This window comes from Pseudomonas sp. 2024-210, from assembly GCF_045062345.1.
In the GTDB taxonomy this organism is placed as follows: Bacteria; Pseudomonadota; Gammaproteobacteria; order Pseudomonadales; family Pseudomonadaceae; genus Aquipseudomonas.
Genome location: NZ_JBJGEJ010000004.1, coordinates 306,595 through 327,331 on the forward strand (window position 1 = coordinate 306,595; position 20,737 = coordinate 327,331).

Here is a 20,737-nt window from a genome sequence, read left to right on the forward strand (position 1 = left end):
TTTCCTTGGCGCTGCATGGCATACAGGCAGAGTCGGGTGGGCGTCGATCAGTCAACCTGAACGATAGAGTCGAGCACAAAATATTTATAGCCAGCTTTGGCCAGCGCCTTTTTGGCTTCCTGCTCGGCATCGAAGCGGCTTAGCAGTTTGGAGTCGTGCACGAAGAGGGTTTCTTCGCCGTCGAACACTTTACTGACCTGCATGTTGACGCGCAGAACAGGACCCCGGCGCTTTACCGGTGCCCGAGGTGCGGCTTTGGCGATGACAGGTGTGTCGACCTTGGGTGCAGGCGGGGGAGTCGGGACAGGGGCGGGTGCAGTAGGGGCCGCAGCAGGTAAATCAAGGCCCAACGCTCTGCGCATTTCGTCCTCGGTGAATCCGGTACTCATGTCTTGACTCTATTTGGTTTGAAAACCGGGCTTATAAAGAATATTTTCTGATTAGACAAGGTAAATTCTCCTGGCGGACGGTGTTTACCCAGGGGGCTTGGCTCATGTATCGCGCAGCAGGTCGTAACCATCGAGGAGTTTCCAGGCGATCTCGGGGCGGTTCTCCAGCGCCCGGCGGATGGCTGCGGGGATGGCTTGACGGGTTTTACGGCACAGCCCCGGCTGTTCAGCCACGTTGATGGCGATGCCGCGCATGGTGCGTACTTCATTGAAGCCCGGCTCGATGACCACTTCTATGCCTAACTGATCGCGCATGCGTCGCTGCATGTGCTCAAGATCGCTGAGGCTCTGAATGTTTTCCAGTCGCTCAATCAGCACTTTTTCAGCCTGGCGATCGAGGGTCAAAATGCGCAGGGCGGGGTCAGACGCGTCCGTCAGACGCTCGCGTTCGCAGATGCAGGCTCCGGGCGGGCAAGGCTGGCGAATCGCAGGGGTAGGGCTCATGGTCATGAGCATAGCGACAATTGTCGGATCTTACAGGCCCAATTGTTGGGATCGCCTGTCCGACGAGCGTGTGCAAGCTTCTTGAGACTTTTATGGGCGTTTGCGCGTACAAGCAGTACAATCGCGCCCTTTTACCGGGCATGCAGGCTAATCGCCATATGCTCCAGAGAATGCCCATGGTTTCCGCTTCTTACTCCCCCGCGCTGGTTTTCATCTCTCTTTGCGTTGCCATTCTGGCCTCTTACACCGCCCTTGATCTGACGGGCCGTATTGCCACTGCGCGTGGCCGCAATGTGTACCTGTGGATCGGCGGGGGCGCACTGGCCATGGGCTTTGGCGTGTGGTCAATGCATTTTATCGGGATGCTTGCGCTGGAATTGCCGATCACGCTGGGCTACGACCTGGGGCTGACGCTTTGGTCATTACTGGTGGCGATTCTTTCCTCAGGCTTTGCCCTCTGGGTGGTCAGCCAGCCACGCTTGCCGTTCCTGCAATTATTATTGGGCGCCTTGATCATGGGTGCGGGCATCAGCGCCATGCACTACAGCGGCATGGCCGCGTTGCGCATGCAGCCGGGCATTGATTACGACCCGGCGTTAATGAGTCTGTCTTTATTGATTGCGATGGGGGCTTCAGCGGCTGCACTGTCGATCGCTTTTCGCCTGCGCAAGCAGACGCCTTATGTCCGTCTGGCGCGAGCGGGCGCATCGATCATCATGGGGCTGGCCATTGTGGGCATGCACTACACCGGCATGGCGGCGGCCAACTTTCCAGAGGGCAGCTTTTGTGGCGCTGCCCTCGACGGGTTGAGTGGCAAAGGTCTGGATACCCTGGTGTTGGTCAGCAGTCTGGCAGTGCTGGTCATTGCATTGCTGACCTCGATTTTTGATGCGCGGCTTGAGGCGCGTACGGCGGTGTTGGCCACCTCCCTGAGCCAGGCCAATGAAGAATTAACCCAGTTGGCGCTGCACGACACGCTCACAGGTTTGCCCAATCGTATCCTGTTGGCCGACCGGATCAGCCAAGCGATGGCTGAAACCACTGAACAGGGTGGTTTCTTCTCCTTGATGTTTATCGATCTTGACGGCTTCAAACCGGTCAATGATGCCTTCGGCCATCATTTGGGCGATCGCCTGTTGCGCGAAGTCGCCTTGCGTTTACGCGAGCAACTGCGCAGTCAGGACACATTGGCGCGTATTGGCGGCGATGAGTTTGTACTGCTGGTGCGCTTGAGTGAGCCTGACGATGCCCCGCAAGTGGCGGCACGCCAGGTCAGTCTGTTGTCAAAACCGTTTCGGGTGGACGAGCATGACTTGCAGATTTCGGCGAGCGTGGGCATTGCCCTGTTTCCCGGCAATGGATTGACGGCAGAAGAGTTGTTGATGAACGCCGACGCGGCCATGTATCACGCCAAGGGCGCGGGCAAGAATGGCTACAGCTTTTTCGATGTGTCGATGAACACCAATGCGCGCAAGCAACTGCAACTGCTGCAAGACTTGCGTCAGGCGCTTGAGCACAAGCAGTTTCGCTTGCATTACCAACCCAAGTTTGACGCCAGCACTGGCAAGCCTGTCGGCGCTGAAGCGTTGTTGCGTTGGGAGCATCCACAACAGGGGTTATTGCTGCCGGAGTTTTTTATTGAATTGGCTGAAAAAACCGGACTGATCATTCCGATTGGCGAATGGGTGCTCAACGAAGCGTGTCGGCAGATGCGGCTCTGGTTTGATGAGGGGTATACCCACTGGCGGATCGCGGTCAACCTGTCGGCCTTGCAGTTTTGCTATGCAGGCCTGGTCGACAGTGTGGTCTGGGCGTTGGAACGCCACCAGCTGCCGGCCAATAGCTTGACCCTGGAAATCACTGAAACGACGGCCATGAGCGATGCCGATGCGAGCATGACTGTATTGCAGCGGCTTTCGCAGATGGGGGTCGACCTGTCCATCGATGATTTCGGTACGGGCTACTCCAGTTTGATGTACCTCAAGCGCTTGCCGGCCAATGAACTCAAAATTGACCGAGGTTTTGTGCGTGATCTGGAACATGACAGCGATGACGCGGCCATCGTCTCGGCCATTGTGGCGTTGGGTCAGGCGCTGGGGCTGCGGATTGTTGCGGAAGGCGTTGAAACCGACATGCAGCAAAGCTTTTTGACCACGCTGGGGTGCGATGCCTTGCAAGGTTTTTTGTTGGGCGAACCCCGGGCTGCCGAGCAGTTCATGGCGGATATTCATCATGCGGAACAGACGTCCCACAACAAATCGACGCCTTCCTGACAAATCAAAGCGTTCGCGGTTATTCTGGTGGCCACATTTGCACCGTTGATGAGGGAGCGCGTATTTATGGACAAAGTCATCGTGATCACCGGTGGCAGCCGAGGCATTGGCGCAGCAACGGCCGTGCTGGCGGCGCGGCAGGGCTACAAGATCTGCATCAACTATCTGGCCGACGATGCGGCAGCCCATGAAGTGCTGGCGCAGGTGCGTGCCTTGGGGGCGAAGGCCATCGCCATTCGCGCCGATGTGAGCGACGAAGAAGAAATCATCCGTCTGTTTCTTGAGGTCGATGAGCAGTTGGGGCCAGTGACTGCGCTGGTCAACAATGCTGGCACCGTGGGCCTCAAGTCACGGGTTGATGAACTGTCCGAACTGCGGGTGATGCACACCCTGAAAACCAACGTGCTGGGTCCGATACTCTGTGCCAAGCATGCGGTGTTACGCATGTCCCCCCGGTACGGCGGGCAAGGCGGCAATATTGTCAATGTCTCGTCAGTGGCAGCGCGACTGGGATCGCCCGGTGAATACGTCGATTACGCGGCCTCCAAAGGTGCGCTGGATACCTTTACCCTGGGTTTGTCCAAAGAGTTGGCGGGAGAGGGGATTCGAGTCAATGCGGTGCGGCCGGGCTATATCTTCACTGACTTTCATGCGTTGAGTGGCGATCCGGGGCGGGTCAGCAAGCTCGAACCGATCATCCCCATGGGCCGGGGTGGGCGCCCGGAGGAGGTGGCCGAAGCGATTATCTGGCTTCTTTCGGACAAAGCTTCTTACACCACAGGTACCTTTCTGGATCTGGGGGGCGGGCGTTAAAAAGCAGCCTTGCCTTCTGGTTAGAGGCCCTGTGCGTGCAGTCAATCAGACCCGGCAAAACGCAGCATTGCATTTCCTGTTGATAGGCTGGTAATGCGACTTATTGCTATTTGAGTCTGGTTATTATCGTGCCTATCACTGTGGAATCCGACACCGCGCTGACACATCCCGATTGCGCTCGTGATGCGATGTGGCGCGGCGGGTTGTCTGGCGAACACGCCCGTTTGATGCGCGAAGCGATTGAAGAAATCGACCGCGCACTCGCAGGCTTGCCTGCGCGGGTCAAACGCTCGTTTTTGCTCAACCGTCTGGGAGGCCAGACGCAGCAAGCCATCGCCGACCAATTGGGTGTCTCGTTAAGCACTGTCGAACGTGAGTTGCGCCGGGCCTTTGCCCAGTGTGTGTCGAAGGGTAAAGCCCGACTCGATGCTACGACCCAGACCGCCATTGATTGGCTGTTGCGACTGGAATCTGGGCATGCCTGCCCCTCGCAACGTCAAGTGTTCAAGGCCTGGTTGGCTGACAACCCCGAGCATTTGGCTGCCTGGCAGCGGGTTGCCGGGGTGTTGAAGGCTCCGGTCGCGACGTTGCACAACGTTTCGCAGCACAATTCAGGGCAGCTCGAGGCCGCGCAGCAAGCACTGCTGGGCCGCCCCTGTACTGTTCACAAAAAGATGCTGCAAGGCGGTCTGTTTTTACTCTTGCTCAGCCTGTGATTCAGCGACGCAATTTCAGCGCACTGGCCAGGCTGATTGCCAGTGGCAGACGCGGCAGCAACGTAGCCTGGTAAGCGTGGTACAGATCGGGTTTACCAGGCCAGATCGTTTCAGAGGGCAGGTTGTCGTGGCTCAGTTCGTGATGCCAACTGCCGTACTGGCGGTCAATCATATGCAGATCGATATAGTCCCAAAAGCGTTGGTACCAGACTTCGTACATTGGCTCACCCGTACGTTGCAATAGTGCTGCCGCGGCTGCCGACGCTTCGGCCAGCGTCCAGTGCAGGCGTTCGCGAACCACCGGGCGGTTGTCCCAGTCCAGGGTGTACACCACCCCGGGGCTGCCATCGACATTCCAGCCAAACTGACATGCGCTGGCGAACAACTGGCGAGCATCGCCCAACAACCATTCAGGCACGGGCAGACCGCGCTGTTTGCGTGCAGCCTCAAGGTGCAGCAACAAGCGGGCCCATTCAAACGCATGGCCCGGCGTTTTGCCGAAGGGCCGAAAACCATCCGCCGGGTTGTCCCGGTTATAGTCCGGCAAAGGGCGCCATTGGGCATCGAAATGCTCGACGGGCAAGTAATCGGCGTTAGCGGCGTGCTGGTGAATCACCCGTTCTGCCATGCGCAGGGCGCGGTCCAGCCACAGGTCTTCATCCAACACATCGGCCAAGGCTAAAAACGTTTCGGTGCCATGCATATTGCTGTTAGCGCCTCGATACGCTTCGCAATCGCTCCAGTCGCCCGCAAAGCTTTCGCGCAAGGCGCCCTCGTGCTCGGCCCAAAAACGATTTTCCAGAATGGCGACTGCATCGCTCAGCAATTCAGCGGAGCCGCCCCGTCCGGCCACTGCTGCGGAGCTGGCCGCCAGGGCAACAAAAGCATGCAGATAGGCGGCTTTGCGGGTATTGCCGTCTTGCGCGTGAGGGCTGGCAAACCAGCCGCCGTGTTCGCAGTCACGCAAAGGCCCCGCCAGTGCTGCCAGCCCGTGGTCGATCAAGGGGGCGCAACCCGGCAGGCCTTGAATATGGGCTAGCGAGAAACTGTGCACCATGCGCGCGGTGGTGATGGTGTCGGCTGGCGCCGTGTCTGCGCGGCGGCCAAAGCGGTCGAGTTGGGCAAATCCGAGGGGCACGCGCGCGGCTTTGGCGAAGTCCAGCAGTGTCTGCCCCTGATCGTGCAGCCACTGTTGATGGGGCAGGGATGTCAGCCAGCTGTCGCTGGCCTGGGTAAGGTCGGTCATGGGCCACCTGTATTGTTTTTGTGCGATGTTCTGCGCACGCAGACTAAGGGATCAGCCGCAAAGCTGAAAGCTTTCATCTGTGTCAGATACGCTTAAATTTCGGCCCCCCAGCGCTGTGACCAATCGCTGTCTTGCTTGACCCTTTCGCGCAATAACACGATGGCCTGCTGCAAGGCGGGGCTGTCGCGTTCGTGTGAATACACCAGATAGGTTGGATTCGTGAATTCGGGGGCCTTTGGCACGCGCTCCAGAGCGCCGCTGGCCAGGTAGCTTTCAACCACCCGGGTACGAAAGTAACCGCTGCCCCCGTTATCCAGAATGTAGTGCAGCGCCACCGGCCCCAGATTAAAACTGATGGCCGCACGGGCTTTGTCGGGCAGGGCGGCATCGTGTTGCTGACGGAACTCGTCGCCCCAGTCCACATAGACGTAAGGCTCGGGTAGGTCGGGACGACGAATCTGGATCAGTTTTTCTTCCAGCAACTGCTCCACTTGTACACCTGGCCAATACGCTGGCTGATACACCAGCGCCGCGTCCAGCAGGCCCATTTCCACTTGGCGCAGTAACTGTTCGCAGTCGCGAATTTGCACGCGCAGGGCATGGGTTGGCAGGTGTTGGCGCAGGGTTTTGGCCCAGTTCAGTATCATCGGGTTGCACAGGCTGACTTCGCCGCCGATGTGCAGTATCTGGTGCAGGCCTTCGGGACGAGGTAAATCACGCCGGGCAGCCTCCCAGGTTTGCAGCAGTTGGTTGGCGTACAGCACAAACGCTTCGCCGTCGGGGGTCAGTTTGGCGCCGGCGCGGTTGCGCACGAACAGCGTCACGCCGAGCAGGCTTTCGAGCTTTTGCACCCGTGCGGTGACGGCCGTCTGGGTGACATGAAGTTTCTCGGCCGCGCTGGCGAGGCTGCCGCTACGAACGATTTCGAGGAAAGTACGGGCCAGGTCGAGGTCCATGATCGCGCCACTGTGCAAATGAGCCAGTGTAGTGGGATTTGGTTTGACTCACTAACACTCCGCTCTGATAGCCTTCAGGGACCTTTCCCTGATGCGTGTCGCCAATGGACTACTTTGCTGCCCTGAACGCTTTTGTCGAAGCGGCGCACGCCAATAACTTCTCCCGCGCTGCCGAAAAGCTGTCGATCAAAGCCTCGACGGTGTCGCGCTACATCAAAGACTTGGAGCAAGATCTGGGCATTGCCCTTTTCAACCGTTCAACGCGCACGCTGCATTTGACGGAAGGCGGTGAAACCTTCTTGCTTCACGCCCTGCGTGTGCTCGACGAACTGGATCAAGCGCGACAGGCGACGTCCTCGCTTAATCAGCGCCCGCGGGGTGTGCTCAAACTGACCGTGCCGCCCGCGTTTGCCCGGCACCACATCGTGCCGTTGCTGGGGGCGTTTGCGGCGCGTTACCCAGAGGTGCACCTGGAGCTGACGCTGGACGAACACCCTGTCAATCTCATCAGCACAGGCGTGGACCTGGCATTACGCATTGGCACCTTGCCCGACTCCAGCCTCAAGGCGCGCAAGCTGGCCAATGAGCACACGCTGGTGTGTGTCAGTGCCGGGTATGCGCAACAGCATCCCGCGCCTGATACCCCGCAAGCATTGGGGCCGGTAGTGCTCAATGGCAATCTGCCCAGCGACGTTTTTTTTGTCCCGCGCCAAGACATTGACCTTGCCGTGCAACGGGTCGCAGTCCACGGCCCGCTGCGTATCAATGAGCTGGATGCGCAGTTACTGGCCGTTGAACAGGGCTTGGGCGTTGCGCTGCTGCCCGACTGGTTAGTGACCGAGAAACTGGCGCGAGGCGAGTTGATCAACTGGCTGCCCGACTGGCGAGTGCAGGCGACACAGGTGCCTGCGGCGCTGTGGTTGGTGTATCCGCCCAAGCGCACTGTGTCGTCCAAAGTGCGCTGTTTTATCGACTTTATGGTGGAGCAGGTGGGCAGTCCGGCGTTCTGGCAGCGTTAGCTGAACCGGATATCCAGTGCGCGCAGATAGGTCTGCAGGCCCGCGTCCTGAATCGGTATCAAGAACGCTTCACGGTCGGATTCATTGAAATGCGCATGCCAGTAACCCGGCGGGGTGACAAAGGCTAACCCTGGTGCCCAGTCGACGCGGGTCGGGTTGCGAATCTGGCCGTTTTCATCAATGTCGCTGCCCACCAGCGTGTAGCAGCCCGCTGGGCAATCGATGATGAAGTCCAAGGCGATGGATTGATGGCGATGAGGTTTCTGCACCGAGCCTGCGGGCAAAATGCCGTACATGGCCCAGAGCACATGGGTCACGGTTCGGGTTTGCGGGAAGTGCCGGTTGCCCAGCAGGATGCTGACGCGGCTGCGGTCTTGCGCGCGGGGATCATCGGCGGCTTCGCGCAGTTTGGCGTTGGCTTTCTCGGCGGGGTACAAGGTCGCACTAAAGGGTTGACGGGTGGGGGCCACACCCAAATAACGCAACAACGGCTCGTCATGCACATAATAAAAGCGGGCATCGGCGCTGGCCGTCAGGTGGACCGATTCCATACCCGGCAGGGCGATAAAGCAGCCTTTTACCCACTCAAAGGAATAGCTGCCTTGCTCCAGTGAGCCCTTACCTGCGATCACGTACAGCACTTGTGAGGTTGCAGTGGGGGTCAGGCATAGGGTGTCACCGGCATTGAGGCGGATAAAACTGGCCAGTAAGCCTTGCCCGGTCGCCGGGCCTTCGCAGCCGAGTGCTTCGCTCAAGTCCAGCGGCACCACACGGCTGGGGCCTGAGTCATACAAAGAAGACGGAAAATTCTGGTAAGGAATACGGGAAATCAATCCCGCACTGATGGGGTTGGCGGCCTTGCTGTACTCAAAGTACTCGGCGTCCCGTTCAGCATTCATCACATCGAGGGTGTGCAGCGACTCAGTCAGGCTGTTCATCAGGATTTCTTCTTGTGGGTGAGCTGAAGGCCACTATACGAAGCACTGTGGCCAGCGTTAAGGCCTGAACGGGAACAGCAGTTATGCGCAAAAGGGCGTTCATTGAAGGCTCCGATTTTGAACTCCTGCGCCAATGAGCCGGTCAGCAGTCAATGCCCTCTCACAAAACAGGCGCTGACAATCATGCAGATATCTCTTGCTCAACAGGTCGCTCTGGTCACCGGCGCAAGCTCCGGACTGGGAGCCGCCAGTGCCCGCGCACTGGCTGCCGCGGGTGCTGCGGTGGTGCTCAATTACCATTCACAAGCAGCGCCGGCTCAAGCGTTGGCCGATGAGATCAATCAGTCCGGGGGCAGGGCGATTGCATTGGCAGGTGACGTTTCTAAAGAAGCGGATGTCGAGCAACTGTTTGCCCAGACGCTGGATGCTTTCGGTTACCTCGACATCCTGGTGGCCAACTCCGGATTACAAAAGGATGCGGCGGTGGTTGATATGACACTGGAGCAGTGGAATACGGTGATCGGGGTCAATCTTACCGGCCAGTTCCTGTGTGCACGTTCCGCGTTGCGGATCTTCAATCGCCAAGGCATTCGCCCCGGCGTGTCCTGTGCGGCGGGCAAGATTATTCACATGAGCTCGGTGCACCAATTGATTCCCTGGGCCGGGCACGTTAATTACGCGGCCTCCAAGGGCGGTGTCGAGATGCTGATGCGCAGCCTCGCGCAGGAGGTCAGCCATCAGAAAATTCGCATCAATGGCATCGCGCCGGGCGCGATTCGCACTGCGATCAATCGCGAAGTCACTCAGGGCGCTGCTGAGCAAGCGTTGTTGAAGCTGATTCCGTATGGCCGTGTCGGCGAGGCTGACGATGTGGCCAACGCTGTGGTGTGGCTGGCCAGTGATGCTTCTGATTATGTTGTCGGCAGTACGCTGTTTATTGATGGCGGTATGAGCCTTTATCCGGAGTTCCGTGGCAATGGTTAACCTTTCTGAAGCGTCGCAAAGCGCCATTGAAGCCCATGGCATCATTGGAGACATGCGCACGGCTGCGTTGGTCAGTGATCAGGGCAGCGTGGATTTTTTTTGCTGGCCCGAGTTCGACAGTCCTTCCATTTTCTGCTCACTGCTGGACACCCCCCAGGCCGGTATTTTTCAGCTGGCACCGCAGCTGCCGGATGCTCGTCGCGAACAGCTGTATCTGCCTGACAGCAATGTTTTGCAAACCCGCTGGCTGGCGCAAGAGGCGGTGGTCGATGTGACGGACCTGTTGCCAGTGAGCGATCATGAGGATGAGTTGCCTTTGTTGATGCGCCGGGTGCGCGTTGTCAGCGGTACAGCGACCTTTGAACTGCGCTGTGCAGTGCGTCATGACTATGCGCGGGCAGACACTCAAGCCGTGGTGGACGGTGCCGATGTGTGTTTTCAGGCCCTGGGCCAACCGACGCTGCGATTGGCCTCCACCCAGCCCTTGAGCATTGAGGATCAAGCGGCCTGTAGCCGCTTTACCCTGAAAGAAGGCGAAACCGCGGAATTTGTACTGGGCGCGGGCGACGATTTGCGGGTGCAAGTCGGCGAAGGGGATTTGGCTTTGCAGCGCACCCTGCATTACTGGCGCCGCTGGATAGCGCAATCGAGTTATCGAGGGCGCTGGCGGGAAATGATTAACCGCTCGGCGCTGGCCCTCAAATTACTCACCTCTCGCAATACCGGCGCGATTATCGCTGCGGCGACCTTTGGTTTGCCGGAGACCCCCGGCGGCGAGCGCAATTGGGATTATCGCTACACCTGGATTCGCGACGCGTCCTTTACCGTCTACGCCTTTATGCGTCTGGGGTTTACCGAGGAGGCCAATGGGTTTATGCGCTGGTTGCGCGGTCGGGTGGGGGAATGCTGCGCTGAACCGCTCAAGCTTCACATCATGTACGGCATCGATGGCCGCACCGAATTGGCGGAAACCACCTTGAGTCATTTGTCTGGACACGGCGGGGCGTCGCCTGTGCGCATCGGCAATGGTGCCGTGGACCAAGTGCAACTGGATATTTACGGCGAGTTGCTGGACGCGGTTTACCTGACCAATAAATACGGTGAGGCGATCAGTCATGAGGGCTGGCAGCATGTGACCCAAATCGTGAACCACGTCTGCGACACCTGGGATCAGGCCGATGTCGGCATTTGGGAGATGCGCGGTGAGAAACATCACTTTCTGCATTCCCGGCTGATGTGCTGGGTGGCATTGGACCGGGCGATCCGTCTGGCGTCAAAACGCTCATTGCCCGCGCCTTTTGCGCAGTGGAACGACACCCGCCAAGCGATTCACAGCGATATTTGGGCTAATTTTTTCAATGCCGAGCGCGGTCATTTTGTGCAGTACAAGGGCGGGACGGCGCTGGACGGTTCGATGTTGTTGATGCCATTAGTGCGTTTTATCGGCGCCACGGACCCTGCGTGGCTGGCAACGCTGGCCGCCATAGAAAAAACGCTGGTGCGCGACGGCATGGTCTATCGCTACCGCAATGAGGACAGCGGCATGGATGGCCTGCAAGGTACAGAAGGGGCCTTCGCCGCCTGTTCATTCTGGTACGTAGAGTGCCTGGCCCGCGCCGGACAGGTTGAAAAAGCGCATCAGGAGTTCGAACAGTTGCTGCGCTATGCCAACCCGCTGGGGTTGTATGCCGAGGAATTCGACTGTCACGCCCGTCATTTGGGCAATACTCCACAGGCGTTGACTCATTTGGCGTTAATCAGCGCGGCGAGTTTTCTGGACCGCAAACTGGATAACCAAAAGACTCAGTGGCAACCCTGAAATGCAAAAGCCCCGGATCATTGATCCGGGGCTTTTGCGTCGAGCACGTATACCTTTAGAACGTGTACTTGGTGGTCAGCATCAGACTGCGTGGCGCGCCGTAATACGTGGTGTTGAAGTTACCCAGCCCGGACAGGTATTTCTTGTCGAAGACATTGTCGGCATTTAGGTTAAAGGTCAGGTGGTCGTTGTATTCGTACCGCGTCATCAGGTTGACCAGCGCGTAGCTGTGCTGCTCGATGATGTCGTAATCGCCCTTGGGATCGTTGTAGATCTGGCCGTAGAACGGACTTTGCCAATTCACACCACCGCCCACGGTCACTTTGTTTAGCACGCCCGGCAGGCGGTAGGTGGTGAACAGTTTGGCGACATTTTCAGGCTTGGTGGTTTGCAGCGGGTAGCCATATACCCGTTCGCCATCATCGGACCGGGTCTGGGCGTAGGTGTAACCGGCAATTACGTTCCAGTCGCGCATCACTTCGCCGGTCAGCTCAAATTCGATGCCCTTGGTGGTTGCGCCATCCAGGGACTCGAAGATGCCCTCGTTGGTATTCGGGTTGGTGCCGACCTGAATCGGCAGTTTTTTCTGTTCAGTGCGGAACGCTGCAACGCTGGCATTGAGGCGACCATCGAAGTACTCGGCCTTCAAGCCCAATTCGTAGCTGTTGCCTTCTGTAGGTGCCAGCGTGGTGCCGGAAATGCTGCGGTCAGTGACGGGTTTGTAAATCGAGGTGTAGCTGGCGTAGGCCGAGTAAGTGTCGTTGATGTCATACACCACACCCGCATACGGTGTGACACGACCGTGCTGTTTGGAGGTGGTTTTATTGTCGCTGAACAGATTGGTTTGTTCGTAGTACTTGTAAGTGCTGTTGTACTGAAAGTCGCTGACGCGGGTGCCCAGGATCAGCGACAAATCGTCGGTGGGCTTGAAGCGCGCAGCGATGTAAGCACTGTTCTGGTTCTGGTTGGTTTCGTACTTGCCGTTTTTCGGGAAGTCAGGCTTCGGGTAATGGCCGTTCCAGTCAAAGATGCTCCCCGGCACCATTTCAAACAGGCTACCGTCGAAGGTCGCGCCGGTTTGGCGGGAGTCTTGCGAGGTGTAGCCGACAACCAGCTCATGCTCACGGCCAAACAGCGTGAACGGCCCGCTGGCGTTGATATCGGCAGTGGTCTGTACACGATGGCCTTCCCACTTGCCCCAGTAGAAAAACATGCCGTCACCGGTGACCGGGTTGGGCGTGCCGCCGCTGGCGGAACCTAATTGGGTGTCATGGTCGTTGGTTTGCTGGTTCAGCGTGCCTTTGATTTTCCAGTCATTGGCAAAGCGGTGCTCAAGGGAGGCAAACGTGGTTTGCGCTTGAACATCGCGACGGCTCCAGTCGGTAGCCGGGTTGAACGAGCGGCTGAAGTCGGTTTTGCTGTAGTCCGAGAAGTAGTACGGGTTACCGGTCCAGGACGAGCCGCGGGGCTTGATGTTCTGGTAATCCATGCCAAACGTCAGGGTCGTGTCCGGGGTAACGTCGGCCTCGATGATGCCGTAGAACACGTCATTCTTTCGGGAGTAGTGGTCGATATACGAATCAGCATCCTGATACACCCCGACCAGTCGTCCACGCACGCTGCCATCGTCATTCAACGACCCGGAAATATCACCTTCGGTACGGTAGTTGTCCCACGAGCCGACGCTACCGGTAATCGAAGCCTTGAATTCACGGGTCGGTTTTTTACGGATCATGTTCACGGTCGCCGAAGGCTCGCCGGAACCGGACAACAGGCCGGTGGCCCCTTTAACGATATCAACGCGGTCATACAAGGCCATGTCGACCTTGGTGGCGCCTTCATCAAACACGCCGTCATACATCGAGTTGACGCCGTCGTACTGGTAATTGGTGATGGCATAGCCACGGGCCGAATATTCCATGCGGTCACTGTCGTAGGCCTGAGTGGAAATACCCGGCGCATTACGCAGTACGTCGCCAATGCTTTGTGCGCCCTGATCGTCCATGTTCTGACGGGTGACCACCGTGACGGTCTGGGGTGTTTCGCGAATCGACAACGGCAGCTTGGTCGAGCTGCTGGTGGCGCCTGTTGTATAGGAACCGGTGTCTTCAGTGGTCAGCGAGGTGCCCAGCCCTTGGCCGGAAACGGTGGTGGCCCCCAGTTCAAGGCCTTTGCCTTGAGGTGCACTCAGAATCACAGTGTCGCCATTAAGCTGATACGAAATGCCGCTGCCTTGCAGCAAGGTTTCCAGTGCCTTGACCGGCTCCAGCGAGCCCGAAACGGTACGCGACTTGATTCCCTGCACCTGATCCGGGCTATACAGCACTTGCAGATTGGCTTGTTTGCCAAACTCATTCAACGCGCTGGCCAGCGATTGCGCTGGAATGTTCAAGGCAACCGGAGCCGCCTGGGCCATTGAAGACCCCAATAGAACCGAGGCAACCAAAGCACTGGACAGCAGGGTTCGACGAACCGTCTGGCGTTGGGTAGCAATCGAAAGGGGGGTCCGGCTCAAGTGTGGTCGTTGCATTGCGTGCCTAGGCTCCAAAGGGATTGAATTATTTTTTTGTTAATGGGAATAGTTATTAGACGCAGCGCGATTAAGAAACCGGAATGAAGTTCCTGGATTTTTGAAATTTAATGTTTGCAGCCTCGGTTGCCGCTACCACTGGCTGTGGCAGCGGTGCCGATGTCAGGCCGTTTCCAGTGCTGTAGAGACTTTGCCGCTGTCCATGCGCACCAGTTGATCGGCGACGTCGAAATAGCGATCGTCGTGGGAGATCACGATGATGGTTTTGCCCAGTCGCTTGAGATCCGGCAGCAGCTCGGTATAGAAAATGCGCCGGAAGGTGGGGTCCTGGTCGGCCGCCCATTCGTCAAACACCAGCACAGGGCGCTCTTCAAGCCAGGCGTTGACCAGTGCCAGGCGCTTGCGCTGGCCGGTGGAGAGGTCGGTGGTGCTGAACTGACCGTCTGTGATGCTGACCTTGTGCGAAATTTCCAGACGCTTGAGGTATTGCTCGGCGTCCTGAGGGATTTTCATGTCGCCCTGCACCACGTCGTCGAACAGGTAGTAGTCGGCAAAAATGGTGGTGAACAGCTGGCGATAGTCGTCACGGGTTTGGGCGTCAACGGCCTTGCCGTTGAGGCGAATCTCACCCTGTTGCGGTGCGTACAGGCCCAGCAGCAGTTTGATCAAGGTGGTTTTGCCGCAGCCGTTTTCGCCGACGATAAACACAATGTCACCCTGATTGATCTTCAGGTTAACCGGCCCCAGTCGAAACGATGCGCTGCCTTCAACAGCGGCGAAACGGTAATTGACGTCCACCAGCTCCAGGCTGTTTACGGTCTTGTCGGGCGTGCTCTGGTCATTGAGCAACAAATGCGGTTCGGGTGAGTTGAACTGTTCAGACAGATCAGCAATACGGCGGAATGCAATTTGTGCGCGGCTGATGATCGGCAGGGTGCTGATCAAATGCTCCAGCGGGCCTTTCATATACAGCAGCACCAGCACAAAGCCGCTAATGACGCCGGGGTTATTGCTCGGCCACAGCGACTGCATGGCCAGCGCCAAACCGATGACGACGAAAAACAGCATTGAGCCCAGGCTTTTGGCGATCACGAAGGTGTTGATCGAGCGGACTTGAGTGTCACAGATTTTTTGCGCGGTGTGGGCAATGCCCGAGTTGAACATGCGCTGGCGGCGCGGCCGGTGAATGCGCAGCTCCTTGGCGCCTTCGGCAATGGCGTTGTAGTGCTTTTGCAGCTCGTCCTCGGCGTCGCGGGCTTCAGAGAAACCGTTGAGGCCATACCCCCGGGCGATGTACTGAATGATGGTGCCGATGACAATCGCCACCAGCATCATCAGAAACATCGGCCATGACAGCATGGCCAGATAGCCCATGCAGCCAAGGGTTACGGTCAGTGAAATGGCCAGGGGGGCGAAGGCGAAGGCGAAGTCGCTGATGGTGTCGACGTCGTGGGTCAGCACTGGGATGAGGCGGTGACTGCGGTAGCGTTCGATTTGCGAGATGGGTGCCGAGAGCACTTTTTCGCCGAGTTCCTTACGCAGTCTGGCAATGATGTGCTGGCCGACATAGTTGCTGCCGATGTCTGAGCAAATGGTGCTGAGCAGGGCCAGTACACACAGCCCGGCAAACACCGCGACCACCTGCTGGGTGAGGCCGCCTTCGGTGTGCAGCGCGTTATTGATGGTTGCCAGCAGCACCGTCACGCTTAACCCGCCGATCATGCCCAGCAGGACCGACAGGCAGACGATAAGGCGGAACGGCTTGAGCAGGGTTAACAGCTCTCGAAGAACCCCCGGTGAGGTTCGGGGTGTTGCGCACTGGCTCATAAACAAGAGTTCCTTGGATCAAGGGAAGACGGTCTCTTGTGAACGAGTGATTGGGCGATGGATTTAACGAACGACCCTCACCCTAACCCTCTCCCAAAGGGAGAGGGGGGTTTTATGCGGTGAATGATATTTTGTGTACGACTCAATTCAGTCCCCTCTCCCTTTGGGGGAGGGTGAGGGTGAGGGGCTTTTGATCCCTAAAGATCGCGCTGAACCCGAAATCCGATCCAGTCGCCGCGCGTCTGTGGGTAGATGTCATTACGATTGCCCGAGCGCGAAAACACCGGTGCTTCACCCCAGTCATTGCCGCGAATCTGACGCAGTTCACAGGTGCTGCCCGTTAACCACGCGCTGCCATCGGTTGGCGCGCCTGTGTAGTCACTGTGTTTGCAGTCCTCAACAAACTCATACACATTGCCGTGCATGTCATACACGCCAAAGGCATTGGGCGGGTAAGTGCCCACTGGCGAGGTATAGCTGTAGCCATCAGCAGGCCCATAGGTGTTGGCATGTTGGGCGATGCTGTAACCCTTGCCTTCGTCCATCGGGAAGGGGAACGGCCCGGTCGAGCCTGCGCGCGCGGCATACTCACGGGTGGCTTCGCTGACCATTCGATACGGCTTACCGGTTTTCTTCGAAATCCACGCCACATAGTCTTCAACGTCCTTGAAGTCCATGCACACCGCAGGCTGTCGTGGCCCTTGCGGGTAACGCGGTTTGCTGGCAATACAGGCACGGCCGGGACGATCATCACCATCGGCAATCTTGACCCCGGTTTCTTTGATATAGGCGTCAAACTCAGCCGCCGTCACTTGAAAACGACTGATGGCTACTGGCGTGCTGAAGGTCACCTTATGGATCGGGCCTTCATCGGGCTCGCGACCGACTTCATCCTCTGGCGTACCCATCATAAAACTGCCGGTGGGCAGTACGACCATTTCCGGACAATGCTTGCAGTCTTTGAAGACGGTGCCAGGTGCATCGGCATGGGCTGCAGGCGCGCCGAGCAAGGCGATCAAAGGCAGGTAGTACAAGGGTTTCAGCGTAGGCATGGTTATTTCACTTCATCAGTAGACGTTGGCTTGGCGGCTTTTTGTACGGTGTCCCAGACCCGAAGAAAATTGCCGCCCCACAGCTTGGCAATATCGCCCTCGGAGTAACCCCGTTGCAGCAATTCGGCAGTGACGTTGCGGGCTTCGCTGACATCCTTCCAGCCGTCCAGACCGCCGCCATCGTTGAAGTCGGAGCTGATGCCGACATGATCAATGCCGATTTTCTTCACGGCATAATCAATGGCATCGCCGTAATCCTTGAGGGTGGCTTTGGGTTCTTCGTCGACAATGCCGTATAAGCCGCTGGCGTACTGGCCGAAGCGCTGCTCGGGCCATACGGTGATGATCGCGTCACCCGGCATCAACGCCATTTCGAGGTTGTGCAAAGGCGGTAAATCGAACTGGCTGCGCAGGGCGTTGAGTTTGTCCTGACTGCCTTGGCTCAAGGGCCGCAGATAAGTGCCGAAGCCAACAACTTGCACCACGCCACCGCTGGCCTTGATCAACTGCATGTCCTTGTCGCTGAGGTTGCGCGGTATATCCACCAGCGCCCGGGGCGCCGAATGCGATGCCACGAGCGGTGTGCGGCTCAACTGGCTGACTTGCTCCAGTGCCTTGCTCGACATTTGCGACACATCAATGATCACCCCCAGTTCGTTCAAGCGCTGTACGGCCTGTTTGCCGGTTTCTGACAGGCCATTGAGTGCGTCGGGTGTGTCATTGAAAAACGGCAGCGGGCGTGAAGAGTCGGACCAGTCGTTGTTGCCGACATAACTGAAGCCAAACATGCGCATGCCCCGTGCGGCCCATTTATCCAGTTGGTCGATATCGTTACCCAGCGGGTAGGCGTTGAGCATGCTGATAAACACCGCAAATTTGCCCTCGCCATGCAAGCGGCGAAAGTCGTCCGGGGTGTAGGCAATGGCGACTTGATTGGGAAAGTCGCGCACCATCGTGGTGATGATCCGGTAGCGGGCTTCCTGCTCGTTGCGCGCGGCCTCTACGAAACCCGCCGTGGGGCGGTGCGGGGCATTGGGGCCATTCCATATTTCCGGCCAGCCAAAAATGGTCAGCGCGGCCCCTGAAAGGCGACCTTTCGCCGCTTTGACCAGATCAAACTGTCCAGGCCCGTCCTTGTCGGCCTCATTGCCAGCCGTGCCGAACTCAAGCGGGATGGTGATGTGGCTATCGAACGACAACAGACGCTCTTGAAGCTCGTCGGCCTGTTTGACGATTTTTAACGGGTAACCCGGGTTGCCCTTGTAAAACGCGTCCCAGGCCAGAAAGCCCCCTGCGAGGGCAGCCACTAAGGCCAATGGGATACCTATCATCAGGCCTTTTTTTGTACGGGGTTTAGTCATTGCCATCTCAGTCAGAATCCACCGTCAAGGGGTCGGCGCACGGCCTTTGCTATCAGGGGAGAACGAGGGGCAAAGCGCAGGATTTAGGCTGGTGATGCGCAACATATAACGCTAACTGTTCTATTAATGAGACGCAGAGTTTCAAAAAGAGCCTCTACTCTCTTCGGTGGTGCGAATCTATAGTGGTTAGCATGAATTTCAGGAGGTGCTAGATGAAAAAAATCCTAGGTGTTTATGCGGCTCCACGTGGCCATTGGGTCGGTGATGGTTTCCCGGTTCGCACCATGTTTTCCTACGACCGAATGGGCAAATATGTCAGCCCGTTTCTGTTATTGGATTACGCGGGTCCAGCCGACTTCACGCCGACTTCAGAGCGTCGTGGTGTAGGTCAGCATCCGCATCGCGGGTTTGAAACAGTGACCATTGTCTATAAAGGCGAAGTGGAGCATCGCGATTCCACCGGCAATGGCGGTGTGATTGGCCCGGGCGATGTGCAATGGATGACCGCAGCGTCGGGGATCCTGCATGAAGAGTTTCACTCTGAAGCCTTTGCCCGCAGCGGCGGTACCCTTGAAATGGTGCAACTGTGGGTCAACTTGCCCGCCAAGGACAAAATGGCCGAACCGGGCTATCAAGGGATTCTGGACCGCGAGATCCCAGATCTGGAACTCAAGGATAATGCCGGTCGGTTACGCTTGATTGCCGGTGAGTTCGATGGCCAGCGTGGCCCAGCGCGCACCTTTACGCCGATCGATGTCTGGGATGTGCGTTTGAATGCAGGTAAGTCGGCCACCTTTGATCTTCATCAAGGTCGTAACACCGCATTGGTCGTGTTACACGGTGCCGTCGAGGTCAATGGTCAGGAAGTCGTGCGTGAAGGCCAGTTGGTTCTGTTCGACCGCGAGGGTACTGACATTCTTCTGGATGCCGAACAAGACGCTACGGTGTTGATCTTGAGCGGTGAGCCTATCGACGAGCCGATTGTAGGTCACGGCCCGTTTGTGATGAACACCGAGGCCGAGATTCAACAGGCCTTTATTGACTTCCAGTCCGGTAAATTTGGGCGGATGCCCGGATAACTCCGGGCTGGCGCTTAGACCCGCTCGAAAATCACCGCTATGCCCTGACCGCCGCCAATGCACATGGTGGCCAGGGCATAGCGGCCTTTTATCCGGTGCAGCTCGTGGAGCGCTTTGGTGGCGATGATGGCGCCAGTGGCGCCCACCGGGTGGCCCAGTGCAATTCCCGAGCCGTTCGGGTTGAGCCTTGCCGGGTCAAGTTCCAGCTCCTCCATCACCGCACACGCTTGCGCCGCAAAGGCGATGTTGGCTTCAATCACGTCCATATCCGAAATTCGTAAACCCGCGCGCTTGAGTGCCAGACGTGTAGCCGGTATGGGCCCCAAACCCATCAATTCAGGTTCGACCCCGGCATGGGCATACGCCACCAGACGCGCCATAGGGGTGAGGTTTGCGGCCCGAACGGCATCACCTCTGGCCAATACCAAGGCCGCCGCGCCGTCATTAAGGCCTGAAGCATTGCCCGCGGTCACGGTGCCGTCCTTTTTGAACGCCGGCTTCATCTGCGCCAGTTGCGCAAGCGTGGTCACACGCGGGTGTTCATCGACATTGAACAGGCTGGTGCCTTTACGACCGGGCACCTCGACCTCCGCAATTTGTGCGGCGAAATAGCCTTGGGCGATGGCGTGCGCAGCACGTTGTTGGTCGGTAAACGCCAAGGCGTCTTGCGCTTCACGACTGATGTGATTGCGTTGCGCCACATTTTCCGCCGTGATCCCCATATGAATGCCTTGGAACGGATCGTGAAGAATCCCGAGCATATAGTCCTGCACCAGTGCATCCCCCATGCGCGCGCCCCAGCGGGCTGACGGCAGCAGGTAAGGGCCACGGCTCATGGATTCCGCACCGCCGCCAATGGCGAAATCGGCATCGCCCAGTTGCAGGGTATGTGCGGCAGAAATGATCGCCTGCAAGCCGGAACCGCACAGGCGGTTCACGTTATACGCCGGTGTTTCCTTGGGAATACCCGCGGTGATCGCGGCGACCCGCGCCAGGTAGGCGTCCTTGGGTTCAGTGGCAATTACATTGCCCATGACCACGTGCCCGATGCGCTCGGCCTCGACTTGACTGTCGATGAGCGCGGCCTTGACGACCGTGGTGGCCAGATCGCAGAGCGGCACATCCTTGAGCGTGCCGCCAAACGTGCCGATGGCCGTTCGCCGGGCGCTGAGAATGAAAATTTCAGGGGCTTGCATGGCAGGTCCTTATTCTTGTTATGGGTTGAAGTGAA

17 protein-coding genes are annotated in these 20,737 nt (G+C 57.9%); 7 read left to right on the forward strand and 10 right to left on the reverse strand.

Annotation, left to right across the window (positions count from 1 at the left end; genetic code table 11):
• Positions 1-47: 47 nt before the first annotated feature.
• Positions 48-389 (reverse strand): hypothetical protein, encoded by a 342-nt coding sequence (locus ACI7MX_RS08320; protein WP_405590443.1) that lies wholly within the window; start codon positions 387-389, stop codon positions 48-50.
• A 102-nt stretch (positions 390-491) separates the two neighbouring features.
• Positions 492-893: a hypothetical protein gene (locus ACI7MX_RS08325; RefSeq protein WP_405590440.1), complete on the reverse strand. Its 402-nt coding sequence runs from the start codon at positions 891-893 to the stop codon at positions 492-494.
• 176 nt (positions 894-1,069) lie between these two features.
• Between ACI7MX_RS08325 and ACI7MX_RS08330 the strand changes: the two genes are divergently transcribed.
• From ACI7MX_RS08330 to ACI7MX_RS08340, 3 genes are all read left to right on the forward strand, one after another.
• On the forward strand, positions 1,070-3,166 hold the full coding sequence (locus ACI7MX_RS08330) for an EAL domain-containing protein (protein ID WP_314487223.1): 2,097 nt from the start codon (positions 1,070-1,072) through the stop codon (positions 3,164-3,166).
• A gap of 66 nt (positions 3,167-3,232) precedes the next feature.
• Entirely contained in the window at positions 3,233-3,979 is a 747-nt protein-coding gene (locus ACI7MX_RS08335) for an SDR family oxidoreductase (RefSeq protein WP_405590437.1), read from the forward strand.
• A gap of 128 nt (positions 3,980-4,107) precedes the next feature.
• Positions 4,108-4,695, forward strand: a complete 588-nt coding sequence (locus tag ACI7MX_RS08340; RefSeq protein WP_405590434.1) for a sigma factor-like helix-turn-helix DNA-binding protein — start codon at positions 4,108-4,110, stop codon at positions 4,693-4,695.
• Between the two features lies 1 nt (position 4,696).
• Here ACI7MX_RS08340 and ACI7MX_RS08345 read toward each other — a convergent pair whose 3' ends face one another.
• Positions 4,697-5,941, reverse strand: coding sequence for an AGE family epimerase/isomerase (locus ACI7MX_RS08345; protein ID WP_314487232.1), 1,245 nt, complete (start codon positions 5,939-5,941; stop codon positions 4,697-4,699).
• Between the two features lie 92 nt (positions 5,942-6,033).
• Positions 6,034-6,897 carry a LysR family transcriptional regulator gene (locus ACI7MX_RS08350; protein WP_405590430.1) on the reverse strand — a complete coding sequence of 288 codons (864 nt, stop codon included), beginning with the start codon at positions 6,895-6,897 and terminating at the stop codon, positions 6,034-6,036.
• Positions 6,898-7,001: 104 nt separating this feature from the next.
• On the opposite strand from ACI7MX_RS08350, the gene ACI7MX_RS08355 reads away from it, so the two are divergent.
• Positions 7,002-7,916 (forward strand): LysR family transcriptional regulator, encoded by a 915-nt coding sequence (locus tag ACI7MX_RS08355; protein WP_405590427.1) that lies wholly within the window; start codon positions 7,002-7,004, stop codon positions 7,914-7,916.
• Here the strand turns inward: ACI7MX_RS08355 and ACI7MX_RS08360 are convergent.
• On the reverse strand, positions 7,913-8,854 hold the full coding sequence (locus ACI7MX_RS08360; RefSeq protein WP_405590424.1) for a cupin: 942 nt from the start codon (positions 8,852-8,854) through the stop codon (positions 7,913-7,915). The two genes, ACI7MX_RS08355 and ACI7MX_RS08360, sit on opposite strands and share 4 nt — an antisense overlap.
• Before the next feature lie 183 nt (positions 8,855-9,037).
• Between ACI7MX_RS08360 and ACI7MX_RS08365 the strand changes: the two genes are divergently transcribed.
• Positions 9,038-9,838 (forward strand): glucose 1-dehydrogenase, encoded by an 801-nt coding sequence (locus ACI7MX_RS08365; protein ID WP_314487245.1) that lies wholly within the window; start codon positions 9,038-9,040, stop codon positions 9,836-9,838.
• Positions 9,831-11,657 (forward strand): glycoside hydrolase family 15 protein, encoded by a 1,827-nt coding sequence (locus ACI7MX_RS08370; RefSeq protein WP_405590421.1) that lies wholly within the window; start codon positions 9,831-9,833, stop codon positions 11,655-11,657. Before ACI7MX_RS08365 ends, ACI7MX_RS08370 begins: the two co-directional genes overlap by 8 nt.
• Before the next feature lie 55 nt (positions 11,658-11,712).
• Here the strand turns inward: ACI7MX_RS08370 and ACI7MX_RS08375 are convergent, their stop codons facing one another.
• The 4 genes from ACI7MX_RS08375 to pvdM all read right to left on the reverse strand — a co-directional run bounded on the left by ACI7MX_RS08375 (position 11,713) and on the right by pvdM (position 18,427).
• The gene (locus ACI7MX_RS08375) at positions 11,713-14,187 is read right to left on the reverse strand and encodes a TonB-dependent siderophore receptor (RefSeq protein WP_314487251.1); all 2,475 of its coding nucleotides are present in this window, start codon (positions 14,185-14,187) and stop codon (positions 11,713-11,715) included.
• A 162-nt stretch (positions 14,188-14,349) separates the two neighbouring features.
• A complete protein-coding gene (locus ACI7MX_RS08380) occupies positions 14,350-16,014 on the reverse strand; it encodes a cyclic peptide export ABC transporter (protein ID WP_405590418.1) in 1,665 nt (554 codons plus the stop codon).
• 197 nt (positions 16,015-16,211) lie between these two features.
• Positions 16,212-17,066, reverse strand: coding sequence for a formylglycine-generating enzyme family protein (locus tag ACI7MX_RS08385; protein ID WP_405590415.1), 855 nt, complete (start codon positions 17,064-17,066; stop codon positions 16,212-16,214).
• Between the two features lie 2 nt (positions 17,067-17,068).
• A complete protein-coding gene (pvdM, locus tag ACI7MX_RS08390; RefSeq protein WP_405590412.1) occupies positions 17,069-18,427 on the reverse strand; it encodes a pyoverdine-tailoring dipeptidase-like protein PvdM in 1,359 nt (452 codons plus the stop codon).
• Between the two features lie 212 nt (positions 18,428-18,639).
• Here pvdM and ACI7MX_RS08395 point away from each other — a divergent pair, with 212 nt between their 5' ends.
• Entirely contained in the window at positions 18,640-19,506 is an 867-nt protein-coding gene (locus ACI7MX_RS08395; RefSeq protein WP_405590409.1) for a pirin family protein, read from the forward strand.
• A gap of 14 nt (positions 19,507-19,520) precedes the next feature.
• Here ACI7MX_RS08395 and ACI7MX_RS08400 read toward each other — a convergent pair whose 3' ends face one another.
• Complete coding sequence (locus tag ACI7MX_RS08400; RefSeq protein ID WP_405590406.1) at positions 19,521-20,702, reverse strand: acetyl-CoA C-acyltransferase family protein; 1,182 nt, start codon at positions 20,700-20,702, stop codon at positions 19,521-19,523.
• Positions 20,703-20,737: the final 35 nt, after the last annotated feature.

Excerpts from the sequence above, each read along its gene's own strand:
- ACI7MX_RS08345 (WP_314487232.1), bottom strand. The coding sequence starts at position 5,941 with ATGACCGACCTTACCCAGGCCAGCGACAGCTGGCTGACATCCCTGCCC.
- ACI7MX_RS08385 (WP_405590415.1), bottom strand. The coding sequence starts at position 17,066 with ATGCCTACGCTGAAACCCTTGTACTACCTGCCTTTGATCGCCTTGCTC.
- ACI7MX_RS08360 (WP_405590424.1), bottom strand. The coding sequence starts at position 8,854 with ATGAACAGCCTGACTGAGTCGCTGCACACCCTCGATGTGATGAATGCT.
- ACI7MX_RS08380 (WP_405590418.1), bottom strand. The coding sequence starts at position 16,014 with ATGAGCCAGTGCGCAACACCCCGAACCTCACCGGGGGTTCTTCGAGAG.
- ACI7MX_RS08320 (WP_405590443.1), bottom strand. The coding sequence starts at position 389 with ATGAGTACCGGATTCACCGAGGACGAAATGCGCAGAGCGTTGGGCCTT.
- ACI7MX_RS08400 (WP_405590406.1), bottom strand. The coding sequence starts at position 20,702 with ATGCAAGCCCCTGAAATTTTCATTCTCAGCGCCCGGCGAACGGCCATC.
- ACI7MX_RS08370 (WP_405590421.1), top strand. The coding sequence starts at position 9,831 with ATGGTTAACCTTTCTGAAGCGTCGCAAAGCGCCATTGAAGCCCATGGC.
- ACI7MX_RS08350 (WP_405590430.1), bottom strand. The coding sequence starts at position 6,897 with ATGGACCTCGACCTGGCCCGTACTTTCCTCGAAATCGTTCGTAGCGGC.
- ACI7MX_RS08375 (WP_314487251.1), bottom strand. The coding sequence starts at position 14,187 with ATGCAACGACCACACTTGAGCCGGACCCCCCTTTCGATTGCTACCCAA.
- ACI7MX_RS08330 (WP_314487223.1), top strand. The coding sequence starts at position 1,070 with ATGGTTTCCGCTTCTTACTCCCCCGCGCTGGTTTTCATCTCTCTTTGC.
- ACI7MX_RS08365 (WP_314487245.1), top strand. The coding sequence starts at position 9,038 with ATGCAGATATCTCTTGCTCAACAGGTCGCTCTGGTCACCGGCGCAAGC.
- ACI7MX_RS08395 (WP_405590409.1), top strand. The coding sequence starts at position 18,640 with ATGAAAAAAATCCTAGGTGTTTATGCGGCTCCACGTGGCCATTGGGTC.
- ACI7MX_RS08355 (WP_405590427.1), top strand. The coding sequence starts at position 7,002 with ATGGACTACTTTGCTGCCCTGAACGCTTTTGTCGAAGCGGCGCACGCC.
- pvdM (WP_405590412.1), bottom strand. The coding sequence starts at position 18,427 with ATGACTAAACCCCGTACAAAAAAAGGCCTGATGATAGGTATCCCATTG.
- ACI7MX_RS08325 (WP_405590440.1), bottom strand. The coding sequence starts at position 893 with ATGAGCCCTACCCCTGCGATTCGCCAGCCTTGCCCGCCCGGAGCCTGC.
- ACI7MX_RS08335 (WP_405590437.1), top strand. The coding sequence starts at position 3,233 with ATGGACAAAGTCATCGTGATCACCGGTGGCAGCCGAGGCATTGGCGCA.